Annotated in this window: 26 protein-coding genes; 21 read left to right on the forward strand and 5 right to left on the reverse strand. The window is 64.9% G+C overall.

What is annotated here, in order from left to right; translation table 11 throughout:
* The first annotated feature begins 55 nt into the window (after window positions 1-55).
* From FFS30_RS06920 to FFS30_RS06930, 3 genes are all read left to right on the forward strand, one after another.
* Window positions 56-496, forward strand: a complete 441-nt coding sequence (locus FFS30_RS06920) for a rhodanese-like domain-containing protein (protein ID WP_137912328.1) — start codon at window positions 56-58, stop codon at window positions 494-496.
* A 217-nt stretch (window positions 497-713) separates the two neighbouring features.
* A complete protein-coding gene (gene secB / locus FFS30_RS06925; RefSeq protein WP_137912329.1) occupies window positions 714-1,196 on the forward strand; it encodes a protein-export chaperone SecB in 483 nt (160 codons plus the stop codon).
* A gap of 105 nt (window positions 1,197-1,301) precedes the next feature.
* On the forward strand, window positions 1,302-2,312 hold the full coding sequence (locus tag FFS30_RS06930) for an NAD(P)H-dependent glycerol-3-phosphate dehydrogenase (RefSeq protein WP_137912330.1): 1,011 nt from the start codon (window positions 1,302-1,304) through the stop codon (window positions 2,310-2,312).
* Between the two features lie 149 nt (window positions 2,313-2,461).
* On the opposite strand, the gene trmL is transcribed toward FFS30_RS06930, so the two are convergent.
* The 3 genes from trmL to FFS30_RS06945 all read right to left on the reverse strand — a co-directional run bounded on the left by trmL (window position 2,462) and on the right by FFS30_RS06945 (window position 3,894).
* Window positions 2,462-2,926 (reverse strand): tRNA (uridine(34)/cytosine(34)/5-carboxymethylaminomethyluridine(34)-2'-O)-methyltransferase TrmL, encoded by a 465-nt coding sequence (gene trmL, locus FFS30_RS06935; RefSeq protein ID WP_137912331.1) that lies wholly within the window; start codon window positions 2,924-2,926, stop codon window positions 2,462-2,464.
* A 106-nt stretch (window positions 2,927-3,032) separates the two neighbouring features.
* Window positions 3,033-3,299, reverse strand: coding sequence for a hypothetical protein (locus FFS30_RS06940; protein WP_137912332.1), 267 nt, complete (start codon window positions 3,297-3,299; stop codon window positions 3,033-3,035).
* Window positions 3,300-3,639: 340 nt separating this feature from the next.
* Entirely contained in the window at window positions 3,640-3,894 is a 255-nt protein-coding gene (locus tag FFS30_RS06945) for a hypothetical protein (protein ID WP_137912333.1), read from the reverse strand.
* A gap of 440 nt (window positions 3,895-4,334) precedes the next feature.
* On the opposite strand from FFS30_RS06945, the gene FFS30_RS06950 reads away from it, so the two are divergent.
* From FFS30_RS06950 to FFS30_RS07010, 13 genes are all read left to right on the forward strand, one after another.
* Window positions 4,335-7,268, forward strand: a complete 2,934-nt coding sequence (locus FFS30_RS06950) for a pitrilysin family protein (protein WP_137912334.1) — start codon at window positions 4,335-4,337, stop codon at window positions 7,266-7,268.
* Window positions 7,269-7,352: 84 nt separating this feature from the next.
* Entirely contained in the window at window positions 7,353-10,202 is a 2,850-nt protein-coding gene (locus FFS30_RS06955; protein WP_137912620.1) for a pitrilysin family protein, read from the forward strand.
* An 83-nt stretch (window positions 10,203-10,285) separates the two neighbouring features.
* A complete protein-coding gene (locus tag FFS30_RS06960; protein WP_137912335.1) occupies window positions 10,286-10,699 on the forward strand; it encodes a DUF4156 domain-containing protein in 414 nt (137 codons plus the stop codon).
* Window positions 10,700-11,255: 556 nt separating this feature from the next.
* Complete coding sequence (locus FFS30_RS06965) at window positions 11,256-12,143, forward strand: urease accessory protein UreD (RefSeq protein WP_249352216.1); 888 nt, start codon at window positions 11,256-11,258, stop codon at window positions 12,141-12,143.
* Between the two features lie 14 nt (window positions 12,144-12,157).
* Window positions 12,158-12,535 (forward strand): cupin domain-containing protein, encoded by a 378-nt coding sequence (locus FFS30_RS06970; RefSeq protein ID WP_137912336.1) that lies wholly within the window; start codon window positions 12,158-12,160, stop codon window positions 12,533-12,535.
* Window positions 12,536-12,609: 74 nt separating this feature from the next.
* Window positions 12,610-12,912 (forward strand): urease subunit gamma, encoded by a 303-nt coding sequence (locus FFS30_RS06975; RefSeq protein ID WP_137912337.1) that lies wholly within the window; start codon window positions 12,610-12,612, stop codon window positions 12,910-12,912.
* Between the two features lie 11 nt (window positions 12,913-12,923).
* Window positions 12,924-13,244, forward strand: coding sequence for an urease subunit beta (locus FFS30_RS06980; RefSeq protein ID WP_137912338.1), 321 nt, complete (start codon window positions 12,924-12,926; stop codon window positions 13,242-13,244).
* Window positions 13,241-14,953: an urease subunit alpha gene (gene ureC, locus FFS30_RS06985; RefSeq protein ID WP_137912339.1), complete on the forward strand. Its 1,713-nt coding sequence runs from the start codon at window positions 13,241-13,243 to the stop codon at window positions 14,951-14,953. The genes FFS30_RS06980 and ureC overlap by 4 nt, the downstream gene beginning before the upstream one ends.
* A 22-nt stretch (window positions 14,954-14,975) precedes the next feature.
* Window positions 14,976-15,482, forward strand: a complete 507-nt coding sequence (locus tag FFS30_RS06990; RefSeq protein ID WP_137912340.1) for an urease accessory protein UreE — start codon at window positions 14,976-14,978, stop codon at window positions 15,480-15,482.
* 43 nt (window positions 15,483-15,525) lie between these two features.
* Window positions 15,526-16,251, forward strand: coding sequence for an urease accessory protein UreF (locus FFS30_RS06995; RefSeq protein WP_249352219.1), 726 nt, complete (start codon window positions 15,526-15,528; stop codon window positions 16,249-16,251).
* A 20-nt stretch (window positions 16,252-16,271) separates the two neighbouring features.
* On the forward strand, window positions 16,272-16,649 hold the full coding sequence (locus FFS30_RS07000) for a DUF6869 domain-containing protein (RefSeq protein WP_137912342.1): 378 nt from the start codon (window positions 16,272-16,274) through the stop codon (window positions 16,647-16,649).
* A 41-nt stretch (window positions 16,650-16,690) separates the two neighbouring features.
* Window positions 16,691-17,344, forward strand: coding sequence for an urease accessory protein UreG (gene ureG, locus FFS30_RS07005; protein WP_137912343.1), 654 nt, complete (start codon window positions 16,691-16,693; stop codon window positions 17,342-17,344).
* 8 nt (window positions 17,345-17,352) lie between these two features.
* Window positions 17,353-17,934, forward strand: a complete 582-nt coding sequence (locus tag FFS30_RS07010) for a HupE/UreJ family protein (RefSeq protein ID WP_249352221.1) — start codon at window positions 17,353-17,355, stop codon at window positions 17,932-17,934.
* Between the two features lie 3 nt (window positions 17,935-17,937).
* Here the strand turns inward: FFS30_RS07010 and FFS30_RS07015 are convergent, their stop codons facing one another.
* A complete protein-coding gene (locus FFS30_RS07015) occupies window positions 17,938-20,010 on the reverse strand; it encodes a hypothetical protein (RefSeq protein ID WP_137912345.1) in 2,073 nt (690 codons plus the stop codon).
* Window positions 20,011-20,201: 191 nt separating this feature from the next.
* Here FFS30_RS07015 and FFS30_RS07020 point away from each other — a divergent pair, with 191 nt between their 5' ends.
* From FFS30_RS07020 to FFS30_RS07035, 4 genes are all read left to right on the forward strand, one after another.
* On the forward strand, window positions 20,202-21,191 hold the full coding sequence (locus FFS30_RS07020; protein WP_137912346.1) for an NAD-dependent epimerase/dehydratase family protein: 990 nt from the start codon (window positions 20,202-20,204) through the stop codon (window positions 21,189-21,191).
* Window positions 21,192-21,254: 63 nt separating this feature from the next.
* Window positions 21,255-21,899 (forward strand): SCP2 sterol-binding domain-containing protein, encoded by a 645-nt coding sequence (locus FFS30_RS07025; protein ID WP_137912347.1) that lies wholly within the window; start codon window positions 21,255-21,257, stop codon window positions 21,897-21,899.
* Window positions 21,896-23,560: a ubiquinone biosynthesis regulatory protein kinase UbiB gene (gene ubiB, locus FFS30_RS07030; RefSeq protein WP_137912348.1), complete on the forward strand. Its 1,665-nt coding sequence runs from the start codon at window positions 21,896-21,898 to the stop codon at window positions 23,558-23,560. The genes FFS30_RS07025 and ubiB overlap by 4 nt, the downstream gene beginning before the upstream one ends.
* A complete protein-coding gene (locus tag FFS30_RS07035; RefSeq protein ID WP_249352224.1) occupies window positions 23,557-24,267 on the forward strand; it encodes a pseudouridine synthase in 711 nt (236 codons plus the stop codon). The genes ubiB and FFS30_RS07035 overlap by 4 nt, the downstream gene beginning before the upstream one ends.
* A 65-nt stretch (window positions 24,268-24,332) precedes the next feature.
* On the opposite strand, the gene FFS30_RS07040 is transcribed toward FFS30_RS07035, so the two are convergent.
* A complete protein-coding gene (locus FFS30_RS07040) occupies window positions 24,333-24,608 on the reverse strand; it encodes a DUF2277 domain-containing protein (protein ID WP_137912350.1) in 276 nt (91 codons plus the stop codon).
* Between the two features lie 66 nt (window positions 24,609-24,674).
* On the opposite strand from FFS30_RS07040, the gene FFS30_RS07045 reads away from it, so the two are divergent.
* Window positions 24,675-25,157 carry a YajQ family cyclic di-GMP-binding protein gene (locus FFS30_RS07045; RefSeq protein WP_137912351.1) on the forward strand — a complete coding sequence of 161 codons (483 nt, stop codon included), beginning with the start codon at window positions 24,675-24,677 and terminating at the stop codon, window positions 25,155-25,157.
* Window positions 25,158-25,210 lie beyond the last annotated feature (53 nt).

Raw genomic sequence — 25,210 nt, forward strand, 5'->3', positions numbered from 1 at the left:
GACGGATAATCCGCGCCCGCCTGCTCTTCTTCGGCGCGCGCCGCGCCAGATACCCATGTCCGATATCCTTCACCGCTTGCCGGAATTCATCGGCAATCATCTCGTCCTCGTGACCTTGTTTCTGGTCGTGCTCGTCAGTCTGATCGGCAACGAGATCTCGCGCTTCTTCCGCGGCTACCGCGAGCTGACACCCGCCGCGCTGACCCAGCTCATCAATCGCGAGAGCCCGCTGGTCGTGGACCTGTCCGCGCCGGGCGATTTCGAGAAAGCGCACATCCCGGGCGCGCGCAACGTGCAATTGAGCCAGTTCGATCCCGAGAACAAGGACCTGGCGCCAGTGAAAGACCGGCCGGTCGCGGTCTACTGCCGCGCGGGCACGACCTCGGCGCAGGCAGCGGCAAAGCTGGTCAAGGCCGGTTTCAAGCAGGTGTTCTGGCTCGGCGGCGGTCTGGCCGCGTGGCGCGAGGCCAATCTGCCGGTCGCCAAGGGACGCTGATCGCAGTCTGCGTGGATGCGCGCGGGCCGCGTGCATGGGATAATCTTCGGCCTTTTAGCCGACCGTCGCGGCCCTCGCCGGCTGCAGCGATCGAAAAACAGCCGTCGCCGGCTACGCCTTAATTAAATATTTCGTTGCGATCATTCTTGATTGCAAAGATCAAAAACCGGCCTTCGCTGGCCGTACTTTTCAATTCTTAGTTCCTGGAGCGATCGAAATGACTGACAACATCCCCGCCAACGGTGCCGCCGAAAACTCCGCGCAGCTGCAGCTGCAGAAGGTCTACGTCAAGGACGCCTCGTTCGAAGTGCCGTCCGCACCGCAGATTTTCCAGGAGCAGGGCCAGCCGCAGGTGCAGCTCAATCTTGAGCACAAGGTGGGCACGCTGGGCCAGGACGTCTACGAAGTCGTGCTTACGGTCACCGTGACCTGCAAGCTCGAAGAGAAGACCGCCTATCTCGCCGAAGTCCAGCAGGCCGGCGTGTTCGGCATCATCGGCTTCGATCAGCCGTCGCGCGACGCCGTGCTGGCGACTTACTGCCCGAACGTGCTGTTCCCCTACGCGCGCCAGGTGATTTCCGACCTGGTCCAGAACGGCGGCTTCCCCCCGTTCCTGCTGCAGCCGATCAATTTCGATGCGCTCTACGCCGAGCAGCAGCGCCGCCAGGCCGAAAGCCAGGGCCTTTCCGGCAACGCGTAAGCTCGCCTTGCGCCGGTCGCTGTGCGTGACAATCCAGGAGCGGCCATTTGTGGCCGCCTCGCGAGTCGTCGTTGCGCTCATCCATGATCGCGATCGCCGTTCTCAATGAGCGATAACAAACCCAGCGTCGCGGTGCTCGGAGCGGGCTCGTGGGGTACGGCGCTCGCCGCCGTGCTCGCGCGCAACGGAATCGCGACGACCTTGTGGGGCCGCGACGCGCAGGCGCTCGCCGAGATGCGTGAGACTCGGCGCAACGCGCGCTATCTGCCGGAAATGGATCTACCGGCGACGTTGAACTACGAAGCCGATCTCGCCGCCGCCGTGCGCGGTGCGAAGGTCCTGCTGATCGTCACGCCGAGCCACGCCTTTGCCGATCTGATTGAGCACATCGCCGCCGACGTCGCGCCCGATGCCGGCGTGGCGTGGGCGACCAAGGGCTTCGATCCGGCCTCGGGCCGCTTCCTGCACGAGATCGTCGCCGAACGCCTGCCCGGCGTGCCCGCGGCGATTGTCACCGGCCCGTCGTTCGCACGCGAAGTCGCGCTAGGGCTGCCTACCGCGGTGACTGTGCATTCGGCCGACGAAGCCTTCGCCCAGACCGTCGCGCAGCTTCTGCACTCGACGCATTTCCGCGCCTACACCGGCGCCGACGTGATCGGCGCCGAGCTTGGCGGTGCGATGAAAAACGTGCTCGCCGTGGCGACCGGCGTCGCCGACGGCATGCAGCTCGGCCTCAATGCGCGCGCCGGCATGATCACGCGCGGCCTCAACGAAATGCTGCGTCTCGGCGCGGCGATCGGCGCACGCGCGGAAACGCTGATGGGCCTCGCCGGTCTCGGCGATCTCGTACTGACCTGCACCGGCGATCTGTCGCGCAACCGCCGCCTCGGCCTCGCGCTCGGGCGCGGCACGAGCCTGAAGGACGCCGTTGCGCAGATCGGCCAGGTCGTCGAAAGCATCGAGACCGTCGACACGGTGATGCGCCTCGCCGATCAACATGACGTCGAATTGCCGATCTCGCGCGGCGTGCAGCGCGTGCTGCACGAGGAAATCACGCCGGCCGAGGGTTTGCGTGAGTTGCTCGCGCGCGAGCGTAAGCCTGAATATCCGTCGTAGGAAAAGCAGAGCGTTTGCCACGGATTTACGCGGATAACACGGATAGAGCGAAAAGCAAAAATTCGGCTTTATCCGCTTTGATCCGTGCTCCTTGCTTCTTATCCGTGTAAATCCGCGGCAAACGCTTTACCCGACGACCAAGCGCATTCTCACGCGCCACCAGCAAAACCTTGCTGGCGCCAGGCTTCGTAGACCACCACGGCAACCGCATTCGACAGATTAAGGCTGCGATTGTCCGGGCGCATCGGCAGGCGCAAGGTCTGCTGCTCCGGCAGCGAATCGAGCAGCGGCTGCGGCAGGCCGCGCGTTTCCGGGCCGAACACGACCGCATCGTTGCCGTCGAATTTCACATTCGTATACAGCGTGCGTCCGCGCGTGGACAGCGCGAACAGGCGACCCGGACGGATCTTCGCGACGAACGCGTCGAGATCGTCGTGCACGGCGACCGCGGCGAATTCGTGATAATCGAGGCCGGCGCGGCGCAGCTTGGCATCGTCGAGCTCGAAACCGAGCGGGCGGATCAGATGCAGGCGCGCGCCGGAGTTCGCGCAGAGGCGGATCACATTGCCGGTGTTCGGCGGAATCTCGGGCTGGTACAGAACGACATGCAGCATGCCGCGATTATTTCCTGCCGCCGCGGTCGGCGACAAGCACAACACCTCGTGCCCGGCAGATGAAGGCCTGTCGTCGAGACCGGCGGCCGTGCGACGAGTCGCACGGTCAGCGCATCGCGAACTGCGGCGACACTTCCTTCGGGCCGAGCGTGATCGGCTCGCCGACGGTGACGCGCGCCTTGCCCTGCGCCTGCGAGTAGACGACGCTGTCGTCGACGTCGCCCGGCGAAGCGGTGACCGTGATCGTACCGAGCACCTGGATTTCCTGCGGCGCGCCGACGGCGACGGTCGGACGCGAGGCGGCATATGCACTGACGGCCGCGCAGAACGCGACGGCTATAAGACCGCGACTGATGTGGGTGGAAAGATTCATGACTTGCTCCTTCGTATACTTTGAGAAAAGTGGCATTTGTGCAAAAAGCAAAGCCTGTGCCAACGAGAGTGGATTTGCGTTTTGTTCGAAGGATTCGATGCACAACCAAGGCTTTGGGTTGCATGAATTTCGTCGATCGTGACTTCCGGCCTAGGTGGACGCGCTCTGAGCGGCCGTCACGCGTGACTTGTGGCACGGGTACGCGACTGTCCGCGGACAGTTTGTGTCCGCACGCACCTCAGCGCATGACAAAACGATGACGTAAAAAAACTCGGCGAGCGCTAGGCTCGCCGAGTTTCCATAACCGATCCGTCGTGCCGGAGTGCCGGCAGGCGGACAATCAGCGCGAAGCGCGCGCGATGTCTTCGGCGGTCGGGTTCGCGTCGACCATGACCGGGTTTCCGACGTGCACGCGCGCGGTCTTCACCGATTCGGCGTCGAACGCAGCCGGGGCGGCGATCTCGATGCGCGTTTGCACGACGTCCGCGCCTGCCGACTTGTTGACCGTCTCGGCCTTGGTCAGGGCGGTGAAGCCGATCGCGGCGAACAGCGCCAGCGCGGCAACGGTACATTTGATTTGAGTAGCAAAGTTCATGTCTTTCTCCTTTCTCTTTCTTCGTTCGTAGGCAGTGATGCACGGCTTGCCTGCAGCGCGGCGAATAACCGGCCCATGGCGTCGCTAAGCGCCGTCCGGTTCCGGGGTGGTCAGGTCAACCGCCGTCGGCGGATTCGCGATCGCGCTTGGATTTATCCGGCTGCGGAGGCACTGCGGCGTCCGCGGTGAGGTATGCAAGGCGATCAGCGCAGGCAAGCTCGTTTGTTGCAGTGCATCATACGCACCGATCCCTGAACAAATACCTAACTTATCGGTATAGTATTAATTCAGGGAATATTCGATTGAAAATCAATCATTTAAATTAAATCTCCATCGATGCCGGGCGACGAATTGCTTCTTGCAGGGAACCCTGACTTTCGGCCATTGCTCCGGTCGCGTGAGCTCAGCTAGGCTCAGCCGCTTTGGCCGAACTGGAGGAAATGATGCCCGCCGCGACACTGCCCACGAACCCTGCTCCGACCTTGTCCCGCCAATTCCGATCCAGTCTGTTCAGATCGGTCGCCCTGGCCCTGGCCGTCGCTGCGAGCGGTTACGCCAGCGCGTCGCAGGCCGAAGAGGCAAAACCCGTGAAAACCACGCCGGCGGCGAGCCCCATGATCGACATTCCGTTCACCAAGTTTCAGCTCGAAAACGGCCTGACCGTCGTCGTGCACGAAGACCACAAGGCACCCGTCGTCGCCGTGTCGGTCTGGTATCACGTCGGCTCGGCCGACGAACCGGCCGGCAAGACCGGCTTCGCCCATCTGTTCGAGCACCTGATGTTCTCCGGCTCGGAGAACCACAAGGGCACGTACTTCGCCCCATTCGAGAAAGCCGGCGCGACCGGCATGAACGGCACCACCTGGTTCGACCGCACGAACTATTTCGAGACCGTGCCGACCACCGCGCTCGACATGGCGCTGTGGATGGAATCCGACCGCATGGGCCATCTGCTCGCGGCGATCGGCAAGCCCGAGCTCGACACGCAGCGCGGCGTCGTCCAGAACGAAAAGCGCCAGGGCGAAAACCGTCCCTATGGCCGCGTCGACGAAAACATCCTGCTCAACGCGTTCCCGGCGAATCATCCGTATCAGCACGACACGATCGGCTCGATGGCCGATCTCGACGCCGCCTCGATCGATGACGTGAAGAAGTGGTTCCGCGACTACTACGGCGCGGCCAACACGACCATCGTGCTCGCCGGTGACATCACCCCGGCGGTGGCGAAAGAAAAGGTACAGAAATACTTCGGCGACATCCCCGCCGGCCCGCCGGTCGCGCGCCAGCAGCCGTGGGTGGCGGAGCGCAGCGGCGCCACGCGCGGCACGCAGTCCGATCATGTCGCGCAGACGCGCATCTACCGCGAATGGAACGTGCCGCAGCTCGGCGCGCCCGACAATCCTCTGCTCGATCTCGCCGCTTATGTGCTCGGCGGTGGCAAGACCTCGCGCCTGTATCAGCGCCTCGTCTACAAGGACAAGCTCGTCGACGACGTTTCCGTCGAGGTGCAGACTTTCGCCCTGGTCAGCCAGTTCGTGCTCCAGGCTGACGTGAAGAAGGGTGTCGATCCGGCCCAGGTCGAAGCGGCGATCGCCGACGAATGGGCGAAGTTCCTCAAGGACGGCCCGACCGCCGACGAACTCGCACGCGCGCAGACCTCGGTGAGCGCGGGCTTCATCCGCGGCCTCGAGGAAGTGGGCGGTTTCCGCGGCAAGGCGGTGATCCTGGCGCAAAGCCAGGTCTATCTCGGCGATCCGGCCGCGTACAAGAAAGATCTCGAACGCAGCGCCGCGGCCACGCCGGCATCGGTTCTCGAAGCCGCGCGCAAATGGATCGCGAAAGGTGATTACACCCTGACCGTCGTGCCGGCCAAGGCAGGCGCCGACCTCGCCGCCGAGGACAAGCAGGTGAAGGGCCTGCCCGCGCGCGACGGCAAGCCGGCGTCGAAGATGCCGGCCGAGAAGAAATACACCACAGCGAAGAGCGACGTCGACCGCGCCAAGGGCGTGCCCGAAGTCAGCCAGTTCCCGGAACTGAGCTTCCCGAACGTGCAACGCGGCAAGCTCAAGAACGGCATCGAAGTCGTGCTCGCCGAGCGCCACACGATTCCGGTCACGCAAATCCAGATGCAGTTCAATGCCGGCTACGCCGCCGACCACGGCAACAAACTCGGCACCGCGAGCTTCGTCAGCGCGATGCTCGATGAAGGCACCAAGACGCTCGATTCGGTCGAGATCGCCAAGCGCCGCGACGGCCTCGGCGCGATCATCCGCTCGGGCACCGGCCTCGACACCTCGAACGTCAGCCTCAACGCGCTCAACGCGAACCTCGCGCCGTCGATCGATCTGTTCGCCGATGTCGTGCGCAATCCCGCGTTCCGCGACGCCGACATCGAGCGCATCCGCGCGCAGTGGCTCGCCGGCATCGAGCAGGAGAAGACGCAGCCGCAAGGCATGGCCCTGCGCACGCTGCCGCCGCTGCTGTACGGCGCGAACCACGCCTACGGCATTCCGTTCACCGGCTCGGGCACGGAGAGTGCAATCAAGTCGCTCGCCGCGACCGACCTCGCCGCGTTCCATCAGGCTTGGTACCGTCCGGACAACGTCAAAATCCTGATCGCCGGCGACACCACGCTTGCGGCGATCGTGCCGCTGCTCGACAAGGCGTTCGGCGACTGGAGTGCGCCGGCAAAGCCGGTTCCGACCAAGAACATCGCCCACGTCGATGCGCAAAAGAAGCCGCGCGTATTCCTGATCGACCGCAAGGATTCGCCGCAATCGCTGATCCTGGCCGGCTCGCTCGCCGACCCGACCACCGCGCCGGACTATCTGCCGATGCAGACGGCGAACTCGGTGTTCGGCGGCACCTTCACCTCGCGCTTCAATATGAATCTGCGTGAGGACAAGCGCTGGTCCTACGGCGCGCGCAGCCAGTTGCAGGACGCGCTCGGCCAGCGCCCCCTCGTGCTGCAAGCGCCGGTGCAGACCGACAAGACCGCCGAGTCGGTCACCGAGACGCTCAAGGAAGTGCGCAGCATCGCCGACAAGAACCCGCCGACCCAGGCCGAGATCGACAAGATCAAGGCACAGCGCGTGCGCGCACTGCCGGGCAGCTACGAAACGACCGGCGCCGTGCTCGGCGCGCTCGCCTCGAACCAGCTCTACGGCCGTCCGGACGACTACGTGTCGACGTTGAAACAGAAGATCGAGGCGCAGACGCAGGCGCAGGTCGACACGGCGGCGAAGCAGTTGTTCGTGCCCGACGTGCTGACCTGGGTCATCGTCGGCGATCTGTCCAAGATCGAGAAGCCGGTGCGCGATCTCGCCATCGGCGACACCAAGGTGATCGACGCCGACGGTAAAGTCGTACGCTGATCGAAACGCTCCTCCACATCGCCCCGCTCAGCGGGGCGATGTTTTATCCGCCACAGATAAATCAAGGAAATCGCCGTGCGCTCGATGAAGCTCTGGTTCAAGCCCGTTGCCCTCGCCTGCGCACTGGCCGCGGCGCCTGCGCTCGCCGATACGCCCGCGAGCGCGCCGGCGAGGACCGATACGGTCGACATCAAGTATGAGAAATTCCAGCTCGACAACGGCCTCACCGTCGTCGTGCATGAGGATCACAAAGCGCCGATCGTCGCGGTGTCGGTCTGGTATCACATCGGCTCGGCGGACGAACCACGCGGCAAGACGGGCTTCGCCCATCTGTTCGAGCATTTGATGTTTTCCTATATCGGCGGATCGCAGGAAGGATTCTTCAAACCGTTCGAGCTGGTCGGCACGACCGACCAGAACGGCACGACCGATTTCGACCGCACCAACTATTTCGAGACCGTGCCGACCACCGCGCTCGACATGGCGCTGTGGATGGAATCCGACCGCATGGGCCGTCTGCTCGACACGCTCGGGCAGAAACAGATCGACACGCAGCGCGGCGTGGTCCAGAACGAGAAGCGCCAGGACGAGAACCAGCCCTACGGCCGCGTCTGGGAGAACCTCGGTGCGAACGCGTTCCCGGCCAATCACCCCTATCACCACTCGGTGATCGGCTCGATGAAGGATCTCGACGCCGCATCGTTGCCCGACGTGAAGCAATGGTTCCACGATCACTACGGCGCGGCGAACACCACCCTCGTGCTCGCCGGCGACATCACGCCCGCCCAGGCCAGAGACAAGGTCGCGAAATACTTCGGCGACATTCCGGCCGGCCCGCCGGTCGCGCGGGAACAAACGTGGATCGCACCCGCCGACGTTTCCCGGCGCGAGGTCATGCTCGACCAAGTGGCGCAAGACCGCATCTACCGTATCTGGAACATTCCCCAGCGCGGCGACGCCGAAGCGCCGTTGCTCGACCTCGCCGCCGGCGTATTGGGCGGCGGCAAGACCTCGCGCCTGTACGAACGCCTGGTCTACAAAGACAAGCTCGCTGACGCTGCCAGCGCATTCACCTACAACCTCTCGCTCGCCGGCGTGTTCGGCCTGCAGGTCGATGTGAAGAAAGGCGTCGATCCGGCCAAGGTCGAAGCCGCCATCGCCGACGAATGGGCGAAGTTTCTCAAAGACGGACCGACCCAGGACGAGATCGACCGTGCGCGCGTGCAAACCCATGCGCGCTTCGTGCGCGCGATCGAGAAAGTCGGCGGCTTCGAGGGCAAGGCCGTGGTGCTTGCCGAAGGTCAGGTCTATCGCAACGATCCGGGCGCGTACAAGACCGATTTCGCCCACCTCGATGCGGCCACCCCGGCCAGCGTCCTCGCCACGGCGAAAAAGTGGCTCGGCAAGGGCGACTACACCCTGACCGTCAAGCCGGGCACGCCCGACCCGAACAAGGACGAAGCGGAAATCGCCGGCCGCGCCGCACTCGACGGCAAACCGGCGCCCGTGCTGCCCGCGCCGCGCGAGTACAAGACCGCGAAGAGCGACGTCGACCGCAGCAAGGGCGCGCCCGCGGTGACGAACTTCCCCGATCTCAACTTCCCTAAGCTGCAGCGCGGCAAGCTCAAAAACGGCATCGAAGTCGTGCTCGCCGAGCGTCACGCGATTCCGACCGTACAGGTCAAAGTGTTGTTCGACTCCGGATACGCCGCTGACCAGGGACGCAAGCTCGGCACCGCGAGTTTCACCACGGCGATGCTCGACGAAGGCACGAAGACGCTCGACTCGCTCGCGATCGCACGCAAGCGCGAAGCGCTCGGCGCCGACCTCGGCGGCGCATGCGATCTCGATACCTGCGTGATCGGCCTCGACGCGCTCAAGTCGCAGCTCGATCCTTCGCTCGCGCTGTGGAGCGACGTGCTGCGCAATCCGGCGTTCCGCGCCGACGACATGGCGCGCGTGCGTGGCCAGTGGCTCGCCAATATCGCCCAGGAGAAATCCGATCCGACCAGCCTCGCCCTGCGCACCTTGCCGCCGCTGATCTACGGCAAAGGCCATGCCTACGCCGTACCGCTGACCGGCAGCGGCACGGAAGCCTCGATCAAATCGCTGACCGACAAAGACCTGCACGCCTTCGTCGCCGACTGGTTCCGGCCGGACAACGCCAGAATCGTCGTCGCCGGCGACACGACTCTCGATGAGGTCATTACCAAGCTCAATGCCGCGATCGGCGACTGGACCGTACCGAAGTCTGCGCTGCCGAAGAAGAATCTGCCGATCTCGCTCGCGCAGACGAAACCGCGCGTATACCTGATGGACCGCCCCGGCTCGCAGCAGTCGACGATCATCGCCGGCCTCGTCGCGCCGTCGACGATGGCGCAGAACGATACCGAGATAGCGACCATGACCGACGCCTTCGGCGGCGTGTTCACCTCGCGCCTCAATCTGAATCTGCGCGAGGACAAACACTGGAGCTACGGCGCTTTCGCTTTCTCGCGCAATGCGGTCGGCCAGCGTCCGTTCGCGCTCTACGCGCCGGTGCAGACCGACAAGACTGCCGAGTCGATGCAGGAAATGCTGACCGAGGCGCAGGGCCTGGTCGGCGACAAGCCGCTGACCTCCGCCGAAATCGCCAAGGTGAAGGTGAGCAGCGCGCGCGCGTTGCCGGGCGACTACGAGAGCACGCAGAACGTGCTGCGCGCCATGCAGCGCATCGTCGTCTATCACCGCCCCGACGACTACGTGCAGAACACCAAGCAGCGCATCGAAAGCCAAAAGGACGCCGACGTGCAGGCCGCGGCGAAGCAAGTCGTACAGCCGAACGCCCTGACCTGGGTCGTGGTCGGCGATCGCAAGCTGATCGAGAAATCGATCCGCGAGCTGAAGATCGCCGATGTGCAGATACTCGATGCGGACGGCAACGTAGTAAAGTAGCGAAAACTCGTCGCAACGCCACGCAGACGATGGCCGGCCGGTGCCGGCCATCGCCGTTTCTGCGGCGGCGAATCCGGAGCATCATGAAAAACGCCGCATTCTCTATTTCTATACTTTCCCTCGCCCTGCTGCCCGCCGCCTGCACCTGGGTCGAGCCGACCGTGAGCGGCAACGCGGTGCGCGTCGCCTACGACGGCAAGGTCGCCGGTTGCCGCGACGCGGGCACGGTCGCGGTCACCGTCGCCGACAAGATCGCCTTCTACCATCGCAACGAATACAAGGTCGCCGACGAACTCGAAACGATGGCGCGCAATGAAGCGGCCAGCCTTCCCGCCGACACGATCGTGCCGCGCACCGAGGCGAAGGACGGCTCGCAGCGCTTCCAGGCCTATGTCTGCGGCAGAACCCAACTGCACCAGCGCAGCGATACGCAGCCGGCCGCGCAACCCGGCACGGCGCAGGACGGCGTGCAGACTTTTCCGGTCAAGGAACACTGAGGCTTATCGGTCGCGGCTCACGTTATCTGTGCCTTGTCCGTGAAGAAAAGCGTTTACCACGGATCAACACGGATAAGAGCCGATAGACGCGGATAGAGCAAATCATTCGATGGCTCTGTCCGCGTCCATGCTGTGGAACGCTCTTGAGTAAGGAGCACTGAGGCTCGCCACCCTGCTTCGACTTATCACCAAGTCCGCGAAGAAAAGCGTTTACCACGGATCAACACGGATAAAGAGCCGATGGACACGGATAGAGCAAAGCATTCGATGGCTCTGTTCGCGCCCATGCTGTGGAACGCTCTTGAGTAAGGAGCACCGGGCTCGCCACCCTGCTTCAACTTATCACCAAGTCCGCGAAGAAAAGCGTTTGCCACGGATCAACACGGATAAAGAGCCGATAGACACGGATAGAGCAGTCCAATAATTTGCTCTATCCGCGCCCATCCGCTCTTATCCGTGGCCAAGGCTTTTGATTTTCAACCCAGCACAAAGCCGCGATTGACGCCGCTGCGCATTCCCGCAATGATGCAGTGCAGCGAGCGCCGTCCGCTCGCCCGTGAGGAATCGCACTGCGATGCTGCCGGCCGAGCCCGCGCCAGTCCCCGTCGCCGCGCATCAGCGCGTGGACGGCGCGACGCGGATCGAGTTTCGCGCCGACGGCGCGGCAACGCGCTTGACCGATCTCTACCAGCGCGCGCCCTGCCGCGCCCTGTTTCCCGACACCGATAGCGGCGAACCCGCCCAGGCCGTGTTGCTGACCACGAGCGGCGGCCTGACCGGCGGCGATCGTCTGCGAACGAACTTCAGCGTCGGCGCGCAGGCCCGGGCGACGCTGACTTCGCAGGCCGCGGAAAAAATCTACCGTGCACTGCCCGGCGCCGGGCCCGCACACATCGATGCGCAGGTCGCGGTTGCGGCCGGCGGCTATGCCGAATATCTCGCCCAGGAGACGATCCTGTTCGATGGCGCGCGCTTGCGCCGCTGCTTCGACGCCGACCTCGCGCCCGGCGCGCAACTGCTCGCGGTGGAAAGCCTCGTGTTCGGCCGCGCCGCGATGGGCGAGCGCTACGTGCGGGGCCTTGTCCACGACGCCTGGCGCATTCGTCGCGATGGGCGTCTGATTTTCGCCGACGCACTGCATCTGGACGGCGACGTCGCGGCGCTACGCACAGCGCCATTCGGCTTCGGCAACGCGACCGCCTGCGCCACGCTGATCTATTCCGCCGACGACGCGCCCGCATTGCTCGAACCGGTGCGCGCGCAGATCGCCGCCGGCGACGACCTGCCGATCGCCCAGGCAACGACGCGCGAACACGTGCTGATCGTGCGCGTGCTCGCCGTCGATGCCGCGGCGGTGAGGCGCGCCGTGGTCCGCACCGCCGGCGCGATTCGCCGCCTCGCAGCGGGCCTGCCCGAACGATTGCCGAAAGTCTGGCATTGCTGAAAAACGGAACGACTATGACCCACCGCACCGCACCCGACTCCATCAATCTCGCCGAAAAGCTCGCCCGGTTTTCCGAACACTGGTCGCCGCGCGTCGTCGCCGAAATGAACGATTACCAGTTCAAGCTCGTCAAGTTGCGCGGCGAGTTCGTCTGGCATGAGCACAAGGACACCGACGAAGTGTTTTTCGTGATCAAAGGCCAGATGCAGGTCGGCTTCCGCGACCGCGACGTGACGATCGGCGAGGGCGAATTGTTCGTCGTGCCGCGCGGCGTCGAGCACATCACGCGCGCATCGGACGAATGTCACGCCTTGATCATCGAACCGCGTGGTGTCGTCAACACGGGCGAGGCCGGCGGGGATCTCACAGCGCAGAACGACCGCTGGATCTGAAATCTTGTCTGAAAGCGCGGGCACGACGCCCGCTTTTTGATTTTCGCGAGCAAGGAGGCGAACAAAGGAAACCGATGAACCTGACTCCGCGCGAAAAAGACAAACTGCTGGTGGCGATGGCCGCGATCGTCGCGCGCAAACGGCTCGAGCGCGGAGTGAAACTGAACCACCCGGAGGCGATCGCGCTGATCACCGACGCGGTCGTCGAAGGCGCGCGCGACGGACGCAGCGTTGCCGAGCTGATGCAGGCCGGTGCGAATGTGCTGACGCGCTCTCAGGTGATGGAGGGCATCGCCGAAATGATCCACGAAATTCAAGTCGAGGCGACGTTTCCCGACGGCAGCAAACTCGTAACCGTGCACCGGCCGATACGTTGAGGCAGAGACCGATGATCCCCGGCGAAATCCTGGCACTCGAAGGCGACATCGAACTCAACGCGGGACGCGACAGCGTGACCTTGACCGTGGCCAACGGCGGCGACCGGCCGATCCAGGTCGGCAGCCACTATCATTTTTTCGAGACCAATCCAGCGCTGCAGTTCGATCGCGACCGCGCGCGTGGTATGCGCCTCGATATCCCGGCCGGCACGGCGATCCGCTTCGAACCGGGGCAAAGCCGCGAAGTGCGGCTCGTCGCTTACGCAGGCGCGCGCATCGTCACCGGCTTTCGCGGCGAGATCATGGGCGAATTGGAGACGCCGACGAAATGAGCACCACTCTCTCGCGCCGCGCCTACGCCGGCATGTACGGCCCGACCACGGGCGACCGCATCCGGCTCGCCGACACCGAGCTGTTCATCCGCATCGAGAAAGATTTCACCGTCTACGGCGAAGAAGTGAAGTTCGGCGGCGGCAAAGTGATCCGCGACGGCATGGGCCAGGCGCAGGTGTCGCGCGCCGACGGCGCGATGGACACCGTCATCACCAATGCGGTGATCCTCGATCATAGCGGCATCTACAAAGCCGATATCGGCCTGCGCGACGGGCGCATCGCGAAAATCGGCAAGGCCGGCAATCCGGACGTGCAGCCCGGCGTCGACATCGTCATCGGCCCGGGAACCGAGATCATCGCCGGCGAAGGCAAGATCGTCACCGCGGGCGGCGTCGACGCGCACATCCACTTCATCTGCCCGCAGCAGATCGAAGAAGCTCTCTATGCCGGGATCACCACCATGCTCGGCGGCGGCACCGGTCCGGCGCATGGCACGCTCGCAACGACCTGCACGCCGGGCCCGTGGCATCTCGCGCGCATGCTGCAGGCCGCGGAAAGTTTTCCGATGAACCTCGGCTTCTTCGGAAAAGGCAACGCGAGCCGGCCGGCGGCGCTCGAAGAAATGGTCCTCGCCGGTGCCTGCGGCCTGAAACTGCACGAAGACTGGGGCACGACGCCCGCGGCGATCGATTGCTGCCTTGCGGTTTGCGATGCGCTCGACGTGCAGGCGACGCTGCACACCGACACGCTCAACGAGTCCGGCTTCGTCGAATCGACGATCGCCGCGTTCAAGGGCCGCACGATCCACGCGTTTCATACCGAAGGCGCCGGCGGCGGCCACGCGCCCGACATCATCAAGGTCGCGGGCCTGGCGAACGTGCTGCCGTCGAGCACGAACCCGACGCGGCCCTACACGGTCAACACGCTCGACGAGCATCTCGACATGCTCATGGTCTGCCATCATCTCGACCCGAAGATCGCCGAAGACGTGGCCTTCGCCGAGAGCCGCATCCGCAAGGAGACGATCGCGGCCGAGGACATCCTGCACGATCTCGGCGCGTTCTCGATGATGAGTTCGGACTCGCAGGCGATGGGCCGCGTCGGCGAGACGATCATCCGCTGCTGGCAGACCGCGGACAAGATGAAGCGCCAGCGCGGCGCACTCGGCAGCGACGATGCGCAAGCCGACAACTTCCGCGTGCGCCGCTACGTCGCCAAGTACACGATCAATCCGGCGATCGCCCACGGCATCGCCGATCACGTCGGCTCGGTCGAGGTCGGCAAGCTCGCCGACCTGGTGATCTGGTCGCCCGCGTTCTTCGGCGTGAAGCCCGACTGTATATTGAAGGGCGGCACCATCGCCGCCGCACCGATGGGCGATCCAAACGCGAGCATTCCGACGCCGCAGCCGGTGCACTACCGGCCGATGTTCGGTGCGTTCGGCCGCGCGCGCATCGAGTCCTCGCTGCTGTTCGTCAGCGGCGCATTCGCCGCGAGCGACCACGCGCGCAAGCTCGGCATCACGCGCCCGCTCGCCGCGGTGAAGAACACGCGCGGCGGCATCGGTAAGCGCAGCATGATCCTCAACGATGCAACGCCTAAGATCGACGTCGATGCCGAGACTTACGAAGTGCGCGCCGACGGCGAGCTGTTGACCTGCGAGCCGGCCACGGTATTGCCGATGGCGCAGCGGTATTTCCTGTTTTGAACACGAATCGCCTAGAACGAACATGACCGATTTGTTTGCCCGCGATGTTCTTGCAGCCGGCGCCTGGGACGCGGCGCACGCGCACGACCGCATCACACTCGATTACGAGGGCCGCCACCGCCGCCGCTATCGCTACGTTGCCGACGGTGGCCTCGATTTCATCCTCGACCTCAAGCAGACCACGCTGCTGCATAACGACGACGGTCTGCGCCTCGAAGACGGTCGCATCGTGCTCGTGCAGGCCGCACCCGAGGCCCTTGTCGCGGTGACCGCCGACAGCGTCGATGCGCTGATCAAGCTCGCCTGGCATATCGGCAATCGCCATCTGCCCGCGCAGCTTTCGGCCGATCGCATCTTGATTCGTGACGATGCGGTGATCGTCGATATGCTGCTCGGCCTCGGCGCGAGCGTCGAAAAGATCATTGCGCCGTTCACGCCGGAACGCGGCGCCTACGCGCACGCGCATGGCGACCATCAGGCGGCGTCGCATCCATTTGTGTTTGCTCCGGGGCAAGCGCATGGGCACTGAAAAACTCTTGACGTCATTCCCGCGAAAGCGTGAATCCAGTGCCTTGGCTTCTACAAAAGAAGAGTCGCTGGATTCCCGCTTTCGCGGGAATGACGAGCAGAAAGCGCTCTATCGCCTGCTCGTGTGGACCTCGCCGAGCTACCCCACCGGCGCCTTCAGCTACAGCCATGGTCTCGAATGGGCGGTCGAGGCGGGCGACATGAACGATGTTGCCAGCTTGATCGACTACATCGAGGCCGTGCTCGCTCGCGGCGGAGGTTGGATCGATGCGGTGCTGTTCGCGCACGCCTACGAATGCGCGCACGACGCGGCGGCCTTCGACGAAATCGCCGATCTTGCGGCCGCGTTTCGCGGCAGCGCCGAGACCGCGCTGGAAAGTCATCAGCAAGGCGCGGCGTTTCTTTCCGTCACGCGCAAGGCATGGCCGCATACACTGCTCGACGCTTTCGCCGAACGGCGCGGCGACCTCCCCGTGGCGCACAGCGTCGCGATGGCGCTTGCCTGTGCTGCGCACGACATTCCGCGCGCAGCCGCGCTCTCCGCTTGGCTGCATTCGACCGCTGCAAACCTCGTCTCCGCCGGCGTGCGCTTGATTCCACTCGGCCAAACCGACGGTCAGATCGCGACTGCGCGCCTCGCGCCACGCATTGCCGCGATCAGCGCCAACGCCTTCCAAACACCGCTCGACGAACTCGGCACTGCAGCGCCATTGCTCGAACTTTACTCGATCCGCCATGAGACCCAGTACACGAGATTGTTTAGGAGTTGATTGCTCTTAGGAAAATGACAATGACCCACGAGGAAATCGAATATTGGGCTCACGCCTACATCCAAGCCCAAATAGATCCCAAGCGTCTGCAGGCGGGGTACCCCTTGTGGTGGGCAATTGAGCGATTCATGCCAGTGGTCAGCAAAGTAGACACAGAAGATTGTTGGTTGTGCATCCTCGAAATCCTTAGGCTGAGTCCATCGGAAGAAGTTTTGGCTGTTTTGGCTGCAGGCCCCCTAGAAGATCTCATTGACGATCATGGCCCAGTCTTCATCGATCGGGTCGAAACCGAGTCCCGAAGAAGTCCAGCCTTTCGTCACTTGTTGGGCGGGGTCTGGAAAAGTAGCACCCCCGAGATTTGGGCGCGCGTAGAAAAAGCGCAGGGAGCGTTGTGGTAAGAGAATGGCTAAACCTTCAATTTTTTCCAAAAGAAATTTAAATGATCGAGAATTTATCTACTCAATCTGGCCCACTGCGCGTCGGCATCGGCGGCCCCGTCGGCTCGGGCAAGACTGCGCTGACCGAGCGCTTGTGCAAGTTGCTGCGCGACGCTTACAACGTCGCCGCGATTACCAACGACATCTACACGAAAGAGGACGCCGAATTCCTCACACGCGCCGGCGCGCTTGCGCCCGAGCGCATCGCCGGCGTCGAGACCGGCGGCTGCCCGCATACGGCGATCCGCGAGGACGCGAGCATCAACCTCGCTGCGGTGGCCGCGATGAACAAGAAATTTCCCGGCCTCGAAATCGTCTTTATCGAATCGGGCGGCGACAATCTCGCGGCGACGTTCTCGCCCGAACTCGCCGACCTGACGATCTACGTGATCGATGTCTCGGCAGGCGACAAGATTCCGCGCAAGGGCGGCCCCGGCATCACGCGCTCGGACTTGCTCGTCATCAACAAGATCGACCTCGCGCCGCTCGTCGGCGCCTCGCTCGAGGTGATGGACCGCGACGCGCGCAAGATGCGCGGCGCGCGCCCGTTCGTATTCAGCAATCTCAAAGTCCACCACGGCCTCGACGCGATCGCGCGCTTTATCGTCGAGACCGGCGGCCTGCCTTCCCGCCCTCTGCCGGAGCTCGCGCAATGAAAAAAGCCATGTCTTGTGTACTTGCCATCGCCCTTGCCGGCCTCACCGCGAACGTCTACGCGCATCCCGGTCACGGCGTTTCCGGCGGCTTGCTCGCCGGCTTCGTGCATCCGCTGTCGGGCGCCGATCACCTGCTTGCGATGGTCGCGGTCGGCATCTGGGCCGCGCAGCTCGGCGGCCGCGCCTTGTGGGCCGTTCCGCTCGCCTTCGTTTCGGTCATGGGACTCGGCGCGGCGGCGGCGATGACGGGGCACGTCGGCATTGCCGCCGGTGCGATCGAATCGGGCGTCGCCGCCTCGCTGTTCGCGCTCGGTCTGCTGGTGTTCCGCGCGCAGCGCCTGCCCTTACCCGTGGCGATGGCCCTGGTCGGCGCGTTCGCCTGGTTTCACGGCGCGGCACATGGCGGCGAACTGCCGCTGGCTGCCGATCCGCTGCGCTATGCGCTCGGCTTTCTCAGCGCGACCGCGCTGCTGCACGGCGCAGGCGTCGCGTTCGGCACATGGGCACAACGGCATGAGCCGTCGCTCGGCCGCGCCGGCGGGGCGATGACGGCGATCGTCGGCGGCAGCCTGTTGATCGTTTCGATCTAGCGTTCAAGACGGACAGGCCGCGATGCCCGCAGGCACGGTCAGACGGCGCAGCGCAAACGTCTGCACGCCGCCGCCGTTGCGCGCGGTGAGCGTCGCGGTGCCGCTCGCGCAGCCGAGCTGCATGGTCACGTCGTAGTTGACCGGCTTGGCGATCTTGGTCGCGTCGAAACCGCTGCCGAACTGCGTGCCGCTCGGCTCGGACAGCGCCGCGCTGTAGCCGCCCTGACCGTCGGTCGTCGCGCTGCCGACCAGCCACGACTGCGTGCCGTCGGTGTTCTGCTGGAAGTACATCACCTGCAGAGTGTTGGCGTTCGTGCGTTCGAGCAGAAACCCGTTGCCGGTCGTCGCCGGGTCGTACCAGGCGCCGCTGACCTGGGAGAACGTCGTCGCCGACGAGCCGCAGCCGAGGCCGTCGAGTTCAGCAAGCTTCACGAGTGGCACTTCCATCGAACCCCAGTTGGCCGGGCCGTCCCAACGCATACCGCCGCTGCCGCAATTGTCGAAGCTCAGCGCGATGCGGCCCCAGTGCTGCGAATTCACCTTGCCCTGCGCGTCGCGCGTCGGCAGCAGCACATCGGCGAATTCGATGCCGTTGCCGACGACGTCGCCGACGCCGAGCAGCCATGCCTGCCTGCCCGTGCCGCCGGCCGGCGGATAAGTGAAGTAAGTGACCATCGCCTTGGCGCCCGGCAGGATTTCCAGTTCGATGCCTTCGCCGCTGCGCGCCGGGTCGTACCACATGCCGCTCCAGCGTGCGTCGACGTTCGGCGCGGTCGACGCGGGGCGCGGCGCGACCTGGCTGTCGAAGCTCGGCGGCACGATGCTCGCATCGACGCGGCACGGCCCGGCGCTGCCGCCCGACACGGCGTTCTGGCAGGCGCCCTGGATGCCGGCAATCGTCGGCTGCGCGCCGCCGGCGATCCATGCACGCAACGCTTCCCACGCGCCAACGCCTTCGGCCGTGGTGAAACCGCAATGAGTCGGCGTCGCCTCGTTGACGATCGCGCTGGTGAGCTGCACCGCGGGCAGGTTGGCGCGCAATACCGACTGGTTCGCCGGGATCACGAGCTGGTCCTGGCTGGTCTGCAGCGAGATCACCTTGGTCGACGGATCGACGCGGCCGCGGAAATCCGAAGCCCAGCGCAGGTACAACTGGGCGAAGCGATCGGCATCGATGCGCGCGATGCCGGCATTGATCGCCGGATCGGAATAAACCACGCCGGTCGTCGTGAACGGATTGAGGCCGCCGAGTTTGTCCGGCGCGCGCACCAGATCGGACAGACCGTAGGTCGCGTAGCCCATATCGGTAAGGAAGAACTTGTCGCTGGTGATGTGAGCGAAGTCCTTCATCTGGTTCAAGCGGCGCACCATCGCGTCGTTCTGCAGCACGGGCGGCAGGTTCACGCCGGTGCAGACGTTGACCGGCAGCAGGGTTCGCACGAGTTCGGCCTGGTCTTCGAGATCGGAAAGATCGCTCGGAATGTCGCTAAGGTTGTACGCCCAGGTCAGCGGCGCTTTGCCCTTGGGCAATTGTCCGGCGCTGTTGACGTCCTTGCAGACGACGTCATAGGCGAGGCGCGCGTCGATGCCGAAATCCCAGACCCGCGAGCCGGCCGCGGGCGGACACAGCGAGAGCACGCCGGGCACGGGCGCGAAGCGCACATCCTCCGCGAGCTTGAGCGAGATCAGGCCACCGAGCGAGCCGCCCCACGGAATGATCGTGCCGGGCGCGCCGACCTGCTGTTTGAACGCGTCGAGCAACTGCGCGTTGTCGTCGGGCGCATTGAACAGCGCCCACGAGCGCTGGCTGTAGCTCGTTGCGGCGACGGCATAGCCTTCGCTGAGCTGCAGCGCGGCCAACGGGCCGAGGTCCGGGTTCGGCGCCGGCGGATCGAATGACAGACCATGCTGGAACAGCACCAGCGGTCCGCCGGGCTGCCAGCCGTCGGGCACTTGGATCTGGTAGTACGCGCCCGAGGCGGTTTGCCCGCTCAGGGTCTGCACGGCCGTCGCCGCGTCGACACAAATGAAGAGACCGGCGATCGTTGCGAGTCCCGCTGCGAAATAATGGCGCATAACTTCCGCCCCTCTACCCTGTAGTCCGTCGCAGAATGATCTGCCTCGCAGTCTGAAACGCGGGTTAATCTTTCGCGTTTACCCGTTCATCGTTGTTAGCATCCGTTTCCGGCACAGCAAACGCGACAGATTCCGCTGCGCCAGGTCCGCAAGATCGTCGCGCACAACTGCATCCGATTCGAGGAGGCGAGATGAAGGTATTGGTGACCGGCGGCGGAGGCTTCCTCGGCGGCGCGATCTGCACGCAACTCGCCTCGGCGGGCCATGCGGTCCGCGCGTTCAACCGCTCGCCGAGTATCACAGCCAACAATATTGAATGGTTCAAGGGCGACATCGTCGATCGCGATGCGCTGCTCGCGGCCGCCGAAGACGTCGATGCGATCGTGCACAGCGCCGGCAAGGTCGGTGCCTGGGGCGCGCCTGCCGAATACCACGCGATCAACGTGCACGGCACCGAGAACGTGCTCGCCGCCTGCGTGCGCCACGGCATCCGCAAGCTCGTGTTCACGTCGAGTCCGAGCGTCGTCCAGCGCGGCCGCGACATCGAAGGCGCCGACGAGTCGCTGCCCTACCCCACGCATTTCGCTTCGGTCTATGCGCAGACCAAGGCGCTCGCCGAACAGCGCGTGCTCGCCGCGAACGGCGCGCAGCTCGCGACCGTCGCGCTGCGGCCGCATTTCATCTGGGGACCGGGCGATCCGAATCTACTGCCGCGCGTGCTCGCACGCGCCCGCGCGGGACGCCTGCGCCTGATCGGCCAGGTCAACAAGCGCGTCGATATCGTTTATGTCGACGACGCGGCGCGCGCGCACGTCCTTGCACTCGACAAACTCGATGTCGGCTCGCCGGTCGCCGGCAAGTGCTACTTCATCAGCCAGGACGATCCGATCACCCACGTTCGTCTGTTCAATGCGTGGCTCGAAGCGGCCGGACTGCCGAGCGAAACGCGGCGCATTCCGGTATGGCTTGCGCAGTTTCTCGCCGCGACCCTCGAAGACGCGTACCGCGCGGCCGGCGCAAGCAGCGAGCCGCCGCTGACCCGCTTCATCGTCGAGGAATTCTCCACCGCGCACTGGTTTGATATCGGCGCGGCCAAGCGCGACCTCGGCTACGCACCGCAGGTCGACTTCGCAGAAGGCATGCGCCGGCTGCGGCGGCACTTGGCCGCGAACCCCGGCTGAGCGCCGCGAAAAGCCTCGCGGCGCCGGGCTACAATAGCGCTCCGTCCTTCGATCCGCTTCGCGATGTCCGATCCGCGCACGCCCAATCCGATCCTGCAGCGCCTGGGCGCCGCGCTCGAATTCGCCCTCAATCGCGCACTCGCGCTCGACGCCGAGACAGCGCAGCGCATGAGTGCGCTCGAAGGCAAACGCATCGGCGTCGATCTGCGCTGCAGCGGTCTTGCACTGGCGATCTCAGTCACCGACGGCAAGCTCAAGGTCGGCCCGCACTGGGACAAGGCGAGCGATCTCAGCCTGCGCGCGGCGCCGGCGAGCCTGCTCGCCTTCGCCCTGCGCCGCGGCGACGACGACGCGGCACCGCCCGGCAAGGTCGAGATTTCCGGCGACGCCGATCTTGCCCGGCGCATGGAGAAACTGGTCCGCGGTTTTCGCCCCGACATCGAAGAGGCGTTCGCGCGGACGTTCGGCGACGTTCTCGGCGTACCGCTCGCGCGCACCATGTTGCGCGCCTTCGCCTATACGCGCGAGTCCGCGCAGGCGGCGGCGCAGGACACGGCCGAATTCCTGCGCGAAGAAAGCCGTGATCTCATCGCCCCCGCGGAGATGGAAACGTTCCTCGACGGCGTCGATGCGCTGCGCGAGCGCGCCGACCGCCTCGAAGCGCGGGTGAAGCGCCTCGCCGCACAGCGCGGCAAGGACGCCGCATGACAACGCTCGGCCAACTGCCGCGCCTCGCCGGCATCCTCGCCACGATCGCCCGCTACCGTCTCGACGAAATCGTCGACGGCTTCCAGCCGCCACGCGCGCTGCGCCTGCTGCGCGTCGTGCTGCCGAAACCGCCGGCCGAGATCGCCGGTCTGCCGCGCGGAGCGCGGTTGCGCGCCGCGCTCGTCGATGCGGGCCCGATCTTCGTCAAGTTCGGCCAGATCCTGTCGACGCGCCGCGACCTGCTGCCAGCCGACGTCGCCGACGAGCTGAGCGTGCTACAGGACAAGGTACCGCCGTTCCCAGGCGAACAGGCGCGCGCCGCGGTCGAGACTGCGCTCGGCGCACCGGTGGCTTCGGTCTATGCGAACTTTGATACGACGCCGCTCGCCTCGGCGTCGATCGCGCAGGTGCACGCGGCGCGCCTGCTCACTGGCGAAGAAGTCGTGGTCAAGGTGCTGCGCCCCGGCATCCATGCGCGCATCCGCGCCGACATCGCCCTGTTGCGCGCGCTCGGTGAACTCGCCCAGCGCTGGCATCCGGCGGCGGACAAAATCCGCCCGCGCGACATCGTCGCCGAGATCGAGAACACGCTGGAAAACGAACTCGACCTGCAACGCGAGGCGGCGAACGGCTCGCTGCTGCGGCGCAATTTTTCCGCGGGCGACGACGTCTACGTGCCGAAGGTGTACTGGGATCAGACCAAGGAATCGATGCTGACGCTGGAGCGCGTGCACGGCATCGCCGTCGACGACCTCGCCGCGCTCGACCACGCCGGCATCGATCGCATCGCACTCGCCGAAAAGGGCGTGCGCCTGTTCTACACCCAGGTGTTCCGCGACAATTTTTTCCATGCCGACGCGCACCCGGGCAATATCTGGGTCGATCCGGCGCGACGCGAGAATCCGCGCTTCATCGCGCTCGACTTCGGCATCGTCGGCTCGCTGCCCGATGAAGATCAGTTCTGGCTCGCCGAGAACTTCATGGCGCTGTTCGACCGCGACTACCGGCGCATAGCCGAGCTGCACATCGCCGCCGGCTGGATTCCGAAGACCGCGCGCATCGACGAACTCGAAGCCGCGGTGCGCACGGTGTGCGAGCCGTACTTCACCCGGCCGCTCTCGCAGATCTCGCTCGGCGACGTCGTGGCGAAGTTGTTTTCCGTCGCGCGCCGCTACCAGCTCACCGTGCAGCCGCAGCTGATCCTGCTGCAGAAGACCTTGCTCAATATCGAAGGCGTCGGTCGCCTGCTGCATCCGCAGATCGACATCTGGGCGGTCGCGCGGCCCGTGCTCGCCGAAATCCTGCGCAAGCGCTACGGCGTGCGCCACGCGCTCAAGCAGGTGCGCAAGCGCCTGCCCGAATGGCTGGCGGTCGCGCCGCAACTGCCCGAACTCGTTCACGCCAGCCTGCAGCGCGCCGCGAACGGCGAACTCGACCGCGACAGCCAGCTCGCCCTACGCGAGCAGACCGAGCGTCTTGCGCGCGCGCAGCGGCACCAGCTCGCCGTGCTACCGCTCGCCGCGGCCTCGCTGATCTGCGCCGCCCTGCTCTACGCCTTCGATGCGCACGGTGCGCAATGGGCGCACGTGCCCGTCTCGGCGTGGCTTGCGCTCGCAGTCAGTGCCGCCGCGTTCTTCGTCGCCTGGCGGCGCGCGCGTTGACCGCACCGATCGAAATCATTTTCGAGGATGCCGACCTGCTCGCCGCGAACAAACCGGCGGGCCTGCTCGTTCATCGCAGCAAAATCGCGATCGACGAGAACGATTTCCTCCTCGAACGCCTGAAGGCGCAGGCCGGCACGAATCTGTTCCTCGCTCATCGGCTCGACCGCGCGACGTCCGGCGTGCTCTTGCTGGCCAAGTCGCGCGAAGTCGCCGGCGAGCTCGGTCGCCTGTTCATGGCGCGCGAGGTGACTAAAAAATATCTCGCCGTCGTGCGCGGCTGGCCGGCGGCCGAAGGCGTGATCGACTATCCACTGCCCGGCGTGCGCGAACGCGGCCCGCGCAAACCCGCGATGACGCGCTGGCGCACGCTCGCGACCACGACCGTGCCGATCGAGATGGGACGATATCCCGAGCAGCGTTACGCGCTCGTCGAAGCCGCGCCCGAAACCGGGCGCTACCGGCAAATCCGCAAGCACTTCCACCACGTCTCGCATCACATCGTCGGCGACACCAGCCACGGCCGCGGCGATCACAACCGCCTCTGGCGCATCCACTTCAGCATGCACCGCATGCTGCTGCATGCGTGGCGCTTGGAGTTTGCACATCCGCTGTCGGGAATATCGCTGACGCTCACCGCTGCGCCCGACGAAATCTGGCAGCGCGTGCTCGAACGCTTCGCATGGCTCGGCGCCGTCGAAACTTGAAGCGCATTGCGCGAACGTAGCGATTTCCGCGGTTCTCACGAGCCGCGGAAATAATGAGCGGCGCTTCAGCGCGGCAGCGCGAACCGCAGCTTGTTGCGCTCTCGGGCGCGCTCCGCTTCGGTCTCGCGATTGCGCGGATCGGCCGTGGTCACGAGCGAATCGACCAGAGCGCGCGCGATCGCGGTGACGTCCTCGACCGCACGATCGAAGACGGCCTGGTTGGCCTTGGACGGCGCGTTGAAGCCGCTGAGCTTGCGCACGAACTGCAGCGCTGCGTCGTGCACTTCGGCGTCGGTCGCCGGCGGGTCGAAATTGAACAGCGTCTTGATGTTCCGGCACATGGCACACCTTTTTCGCGGACGTTTCGTGCTTGCTAGAATGCCAGAAACCCCGGACCGCACAGAACCATGCCTTCGTTCGATATCGTTTCCAAACTCGACCTGCACGAATTGACCAACGCGGTCGACCAGGCCAATCGCGAACTCGCCAACCGCTTCGACTTCAAGGGCAGCGGTGCGGTCTACGAGCGCGAGGACACGGTCGTCACGATGAAGGCGCAGGCCGAATTCCAGTTGAAGCAGATGCTCGACATTCTCAAGCAGCGCCTCACGAGCCGGCAGATCGATATCCGCTGCATGGAGATCGACGATCCGGAGACGAATCTCGCAAGCTCCAAGCAGAAGGTGACGCTCAAGCAAGGCATCGATCAGCCGCTGGCGAAGGAGATCATCAAAAAGATCAAAGACGCCAAGGTCAAAGTCGAAGCGCAGATCCAGGGCGACAAATTGCGCGTCAGCGGCAAGAAGCGCGACGATCTGCAGATGGCGATCGCACTCGTGCGCGCGGCCGATCTGAAGATGCCGCTGCAGTACGAGAACTTCCGCGATTAAGAGCTAAGAGAAGTTGGCCACGGATTAACGCGGAAGGACATGGATAAAAGCTG

The sequence above is a fragment of the Rudaea sp. 3F27F6 genome, from assembly GCF_005503555.1.
Lineage (GTDB): Bacteria > Pseudomonadota > Gammaproteobacteria > Xanthomonadales > Rhodanobacteraceae > Rudaea.

What these genes read in the sequence shown, in the direction of transcription:
- FFS30_RS06920 (WP_137912328.1), top strand. Translation starts at nt 56, where the DNA reads ATGTCCGATATCCTTCACCGCTTGCCGGAATTCATCGGCAATCATCTC.
- secB (WP_137912329.1), top strand. Translation starts at nt 714, where the DNA reads ATGACTGACAACATCCCCGCCAACGGTGCCGCCGAAAACTCCGCGCAG.
- FFS30_RS06930 (WP_137912330.1), top strand. Translation starts at nt 1,302, where the DNA reads ATGAGCGATAACAAACCCAGCGTCGCGGTGCTCGGAGCGGGCTCGTGG.
- trmL (WP_137912331.1), bottom strand. Translation starts at nt 2,926, where the DNA reads ATGCTGCATGTCGTTCTGTACCAGCCCGAGATTCCGCCGAACACCGGC.
- FFS30_RS06940 (WP_137912332.1), bottom strand. Translation starts at nt 3,299, where the DNA reads ATGAATCTTTCCACCCACATCAGTCGCGGTCTTATAGCCGTCGCGTTC.
- FFS30_RS06945 (WP_137912333.1), bottom strand. Translation starts at nt 3,894, where the DNA reads ATGAACTTTGCTACTCAAATCAAATGTACCGTTGCCGCGCTGGCGCTG.
- FFS30_RS06950 (WP_137912334.1), top strand. Translation starts at nt 4,335, where the DNA reads ATGATGCCCGCCGCGACACTGCCCACGAACCCTGCTCCGACCTTGTCC.
- FFS30_RS06955 (WP_137912620.1), top strand. Translation starts at nt 7,353, where the DNA reads ATGAAGCTCTGGTTCAAGCCCGTTGCCCTCGCCTGCGCACTGGCCGCG.
- FFS30_RS06960 (WP_137912335.1), top strand. Translation starts at nt 10,286, where the DNA reads ATGAAAAACGCCGCATTCTCTATTTCTATACTTTCCCTCGCCCTGCTG.
- FFS30_RS06970 (WP_137912336.1), top strand. Translation starts at nt 12,158, where the DNA reads ATGACCCACCGCACCGCACCCGACTCCATCAATCTCGCCGAAAAGCTC.
- FFS30_RS06975 (WP_137912337.1), top strand. Translation starts at nt 12,610, where the DNA reads ATGAACCTGACTCCGCGCGAAAAAGACAAACTGCTGGTGGCGATGGCC.
- FFS30_RS06980 (WP_137912338.1), top strand. Translation starts at nt 12,924, where the DNA reads ATGATCCCCGGCGAAATCCTGGCACTCGAAGGCGACATCGAACTCAAC.
- ureC (WP_137912339.1), top strand. Translation starts at nt 13,241, where the DNA reads ATGAGCACCACTCTCTCGCGCCGCGCCTACGCCGGCATGTACGGCCCG.
- FFS30_RS06990 (WP_137912340.1), top strand. Translation starts at nt 14,976, where the DNA reads ATGACCGATTTGTTTGCCCGCGATGTTCTTGCAGCCGGCGCCTGGGAC.
- FFS30_RS07000 (WP_137912342.1), top strand. Translation starts at nt 16,272, where the DNA reads ATGACCCACGAGGAAATCGAATATTGGGCTCACGCCTACATCCAAGCC.
- ureG (WP_137912343.1), top strand. Translation starts at nt 16,691, where the DNA reads ATGATCGAGAATTTATCTACTCAATCTGGCCCACTGCGCGTCGGCATC.
- FFS30_RS07010 (WP_249352221.1), top strand. Translation starts at nt 17,353, where the DNA reads ATGTCTTGTGTACTTGCCATCGCCCTTGCCGGCCTCACCGCGAACGTC.
- FFS30_RS07015 (WP_137912345.1), bottom strand. Translation starts at nt 20,010, where the DNA reads ATGCGCCATTATTTCGCAGCGGGACTCGCAACGATCGCCGGTCTCTTC.
- FFS30_RS07020 (WP_137912346.1), top strand. Translation starts at nt 20,202, where the DNA reads ATGAAGGTATTGGTGACCGGCGGCGGAGGCTTCCTCGGCGGCGCGATC.
- FFS30_RS07025 (WP_137912347.1), top strand. Translation starts at nt 21,255, where the DNA reads ATGTCCGATCCGCGCACGCCCAATCCGATCCTGCAGCGCCTGGGCGCC.
- ubiB (WP_137912348.1), top strand. Translation starts at nt 21,896, where the DNA reads ATGACAACGCTCGGCCAACTGCCGCGCCTCGCCGGCATCCTCGCCACG.
- FFS30_RS07040 (WP_137912350.1), bottom strand. Translation starts at nt 24,608, where the DNA reads ATGTGCCGGAACATCAAGACGCTGTTCAATTTCGACCCGCCGGCGACC.
- FFS30_RS07045 (WP_137912351.1), top strand. Translation starts at nt 24,675, where the DNA reads ATGCCTTCGTTCGATATCGTTTCCAAACTCGACCTGCACGAATTGACC.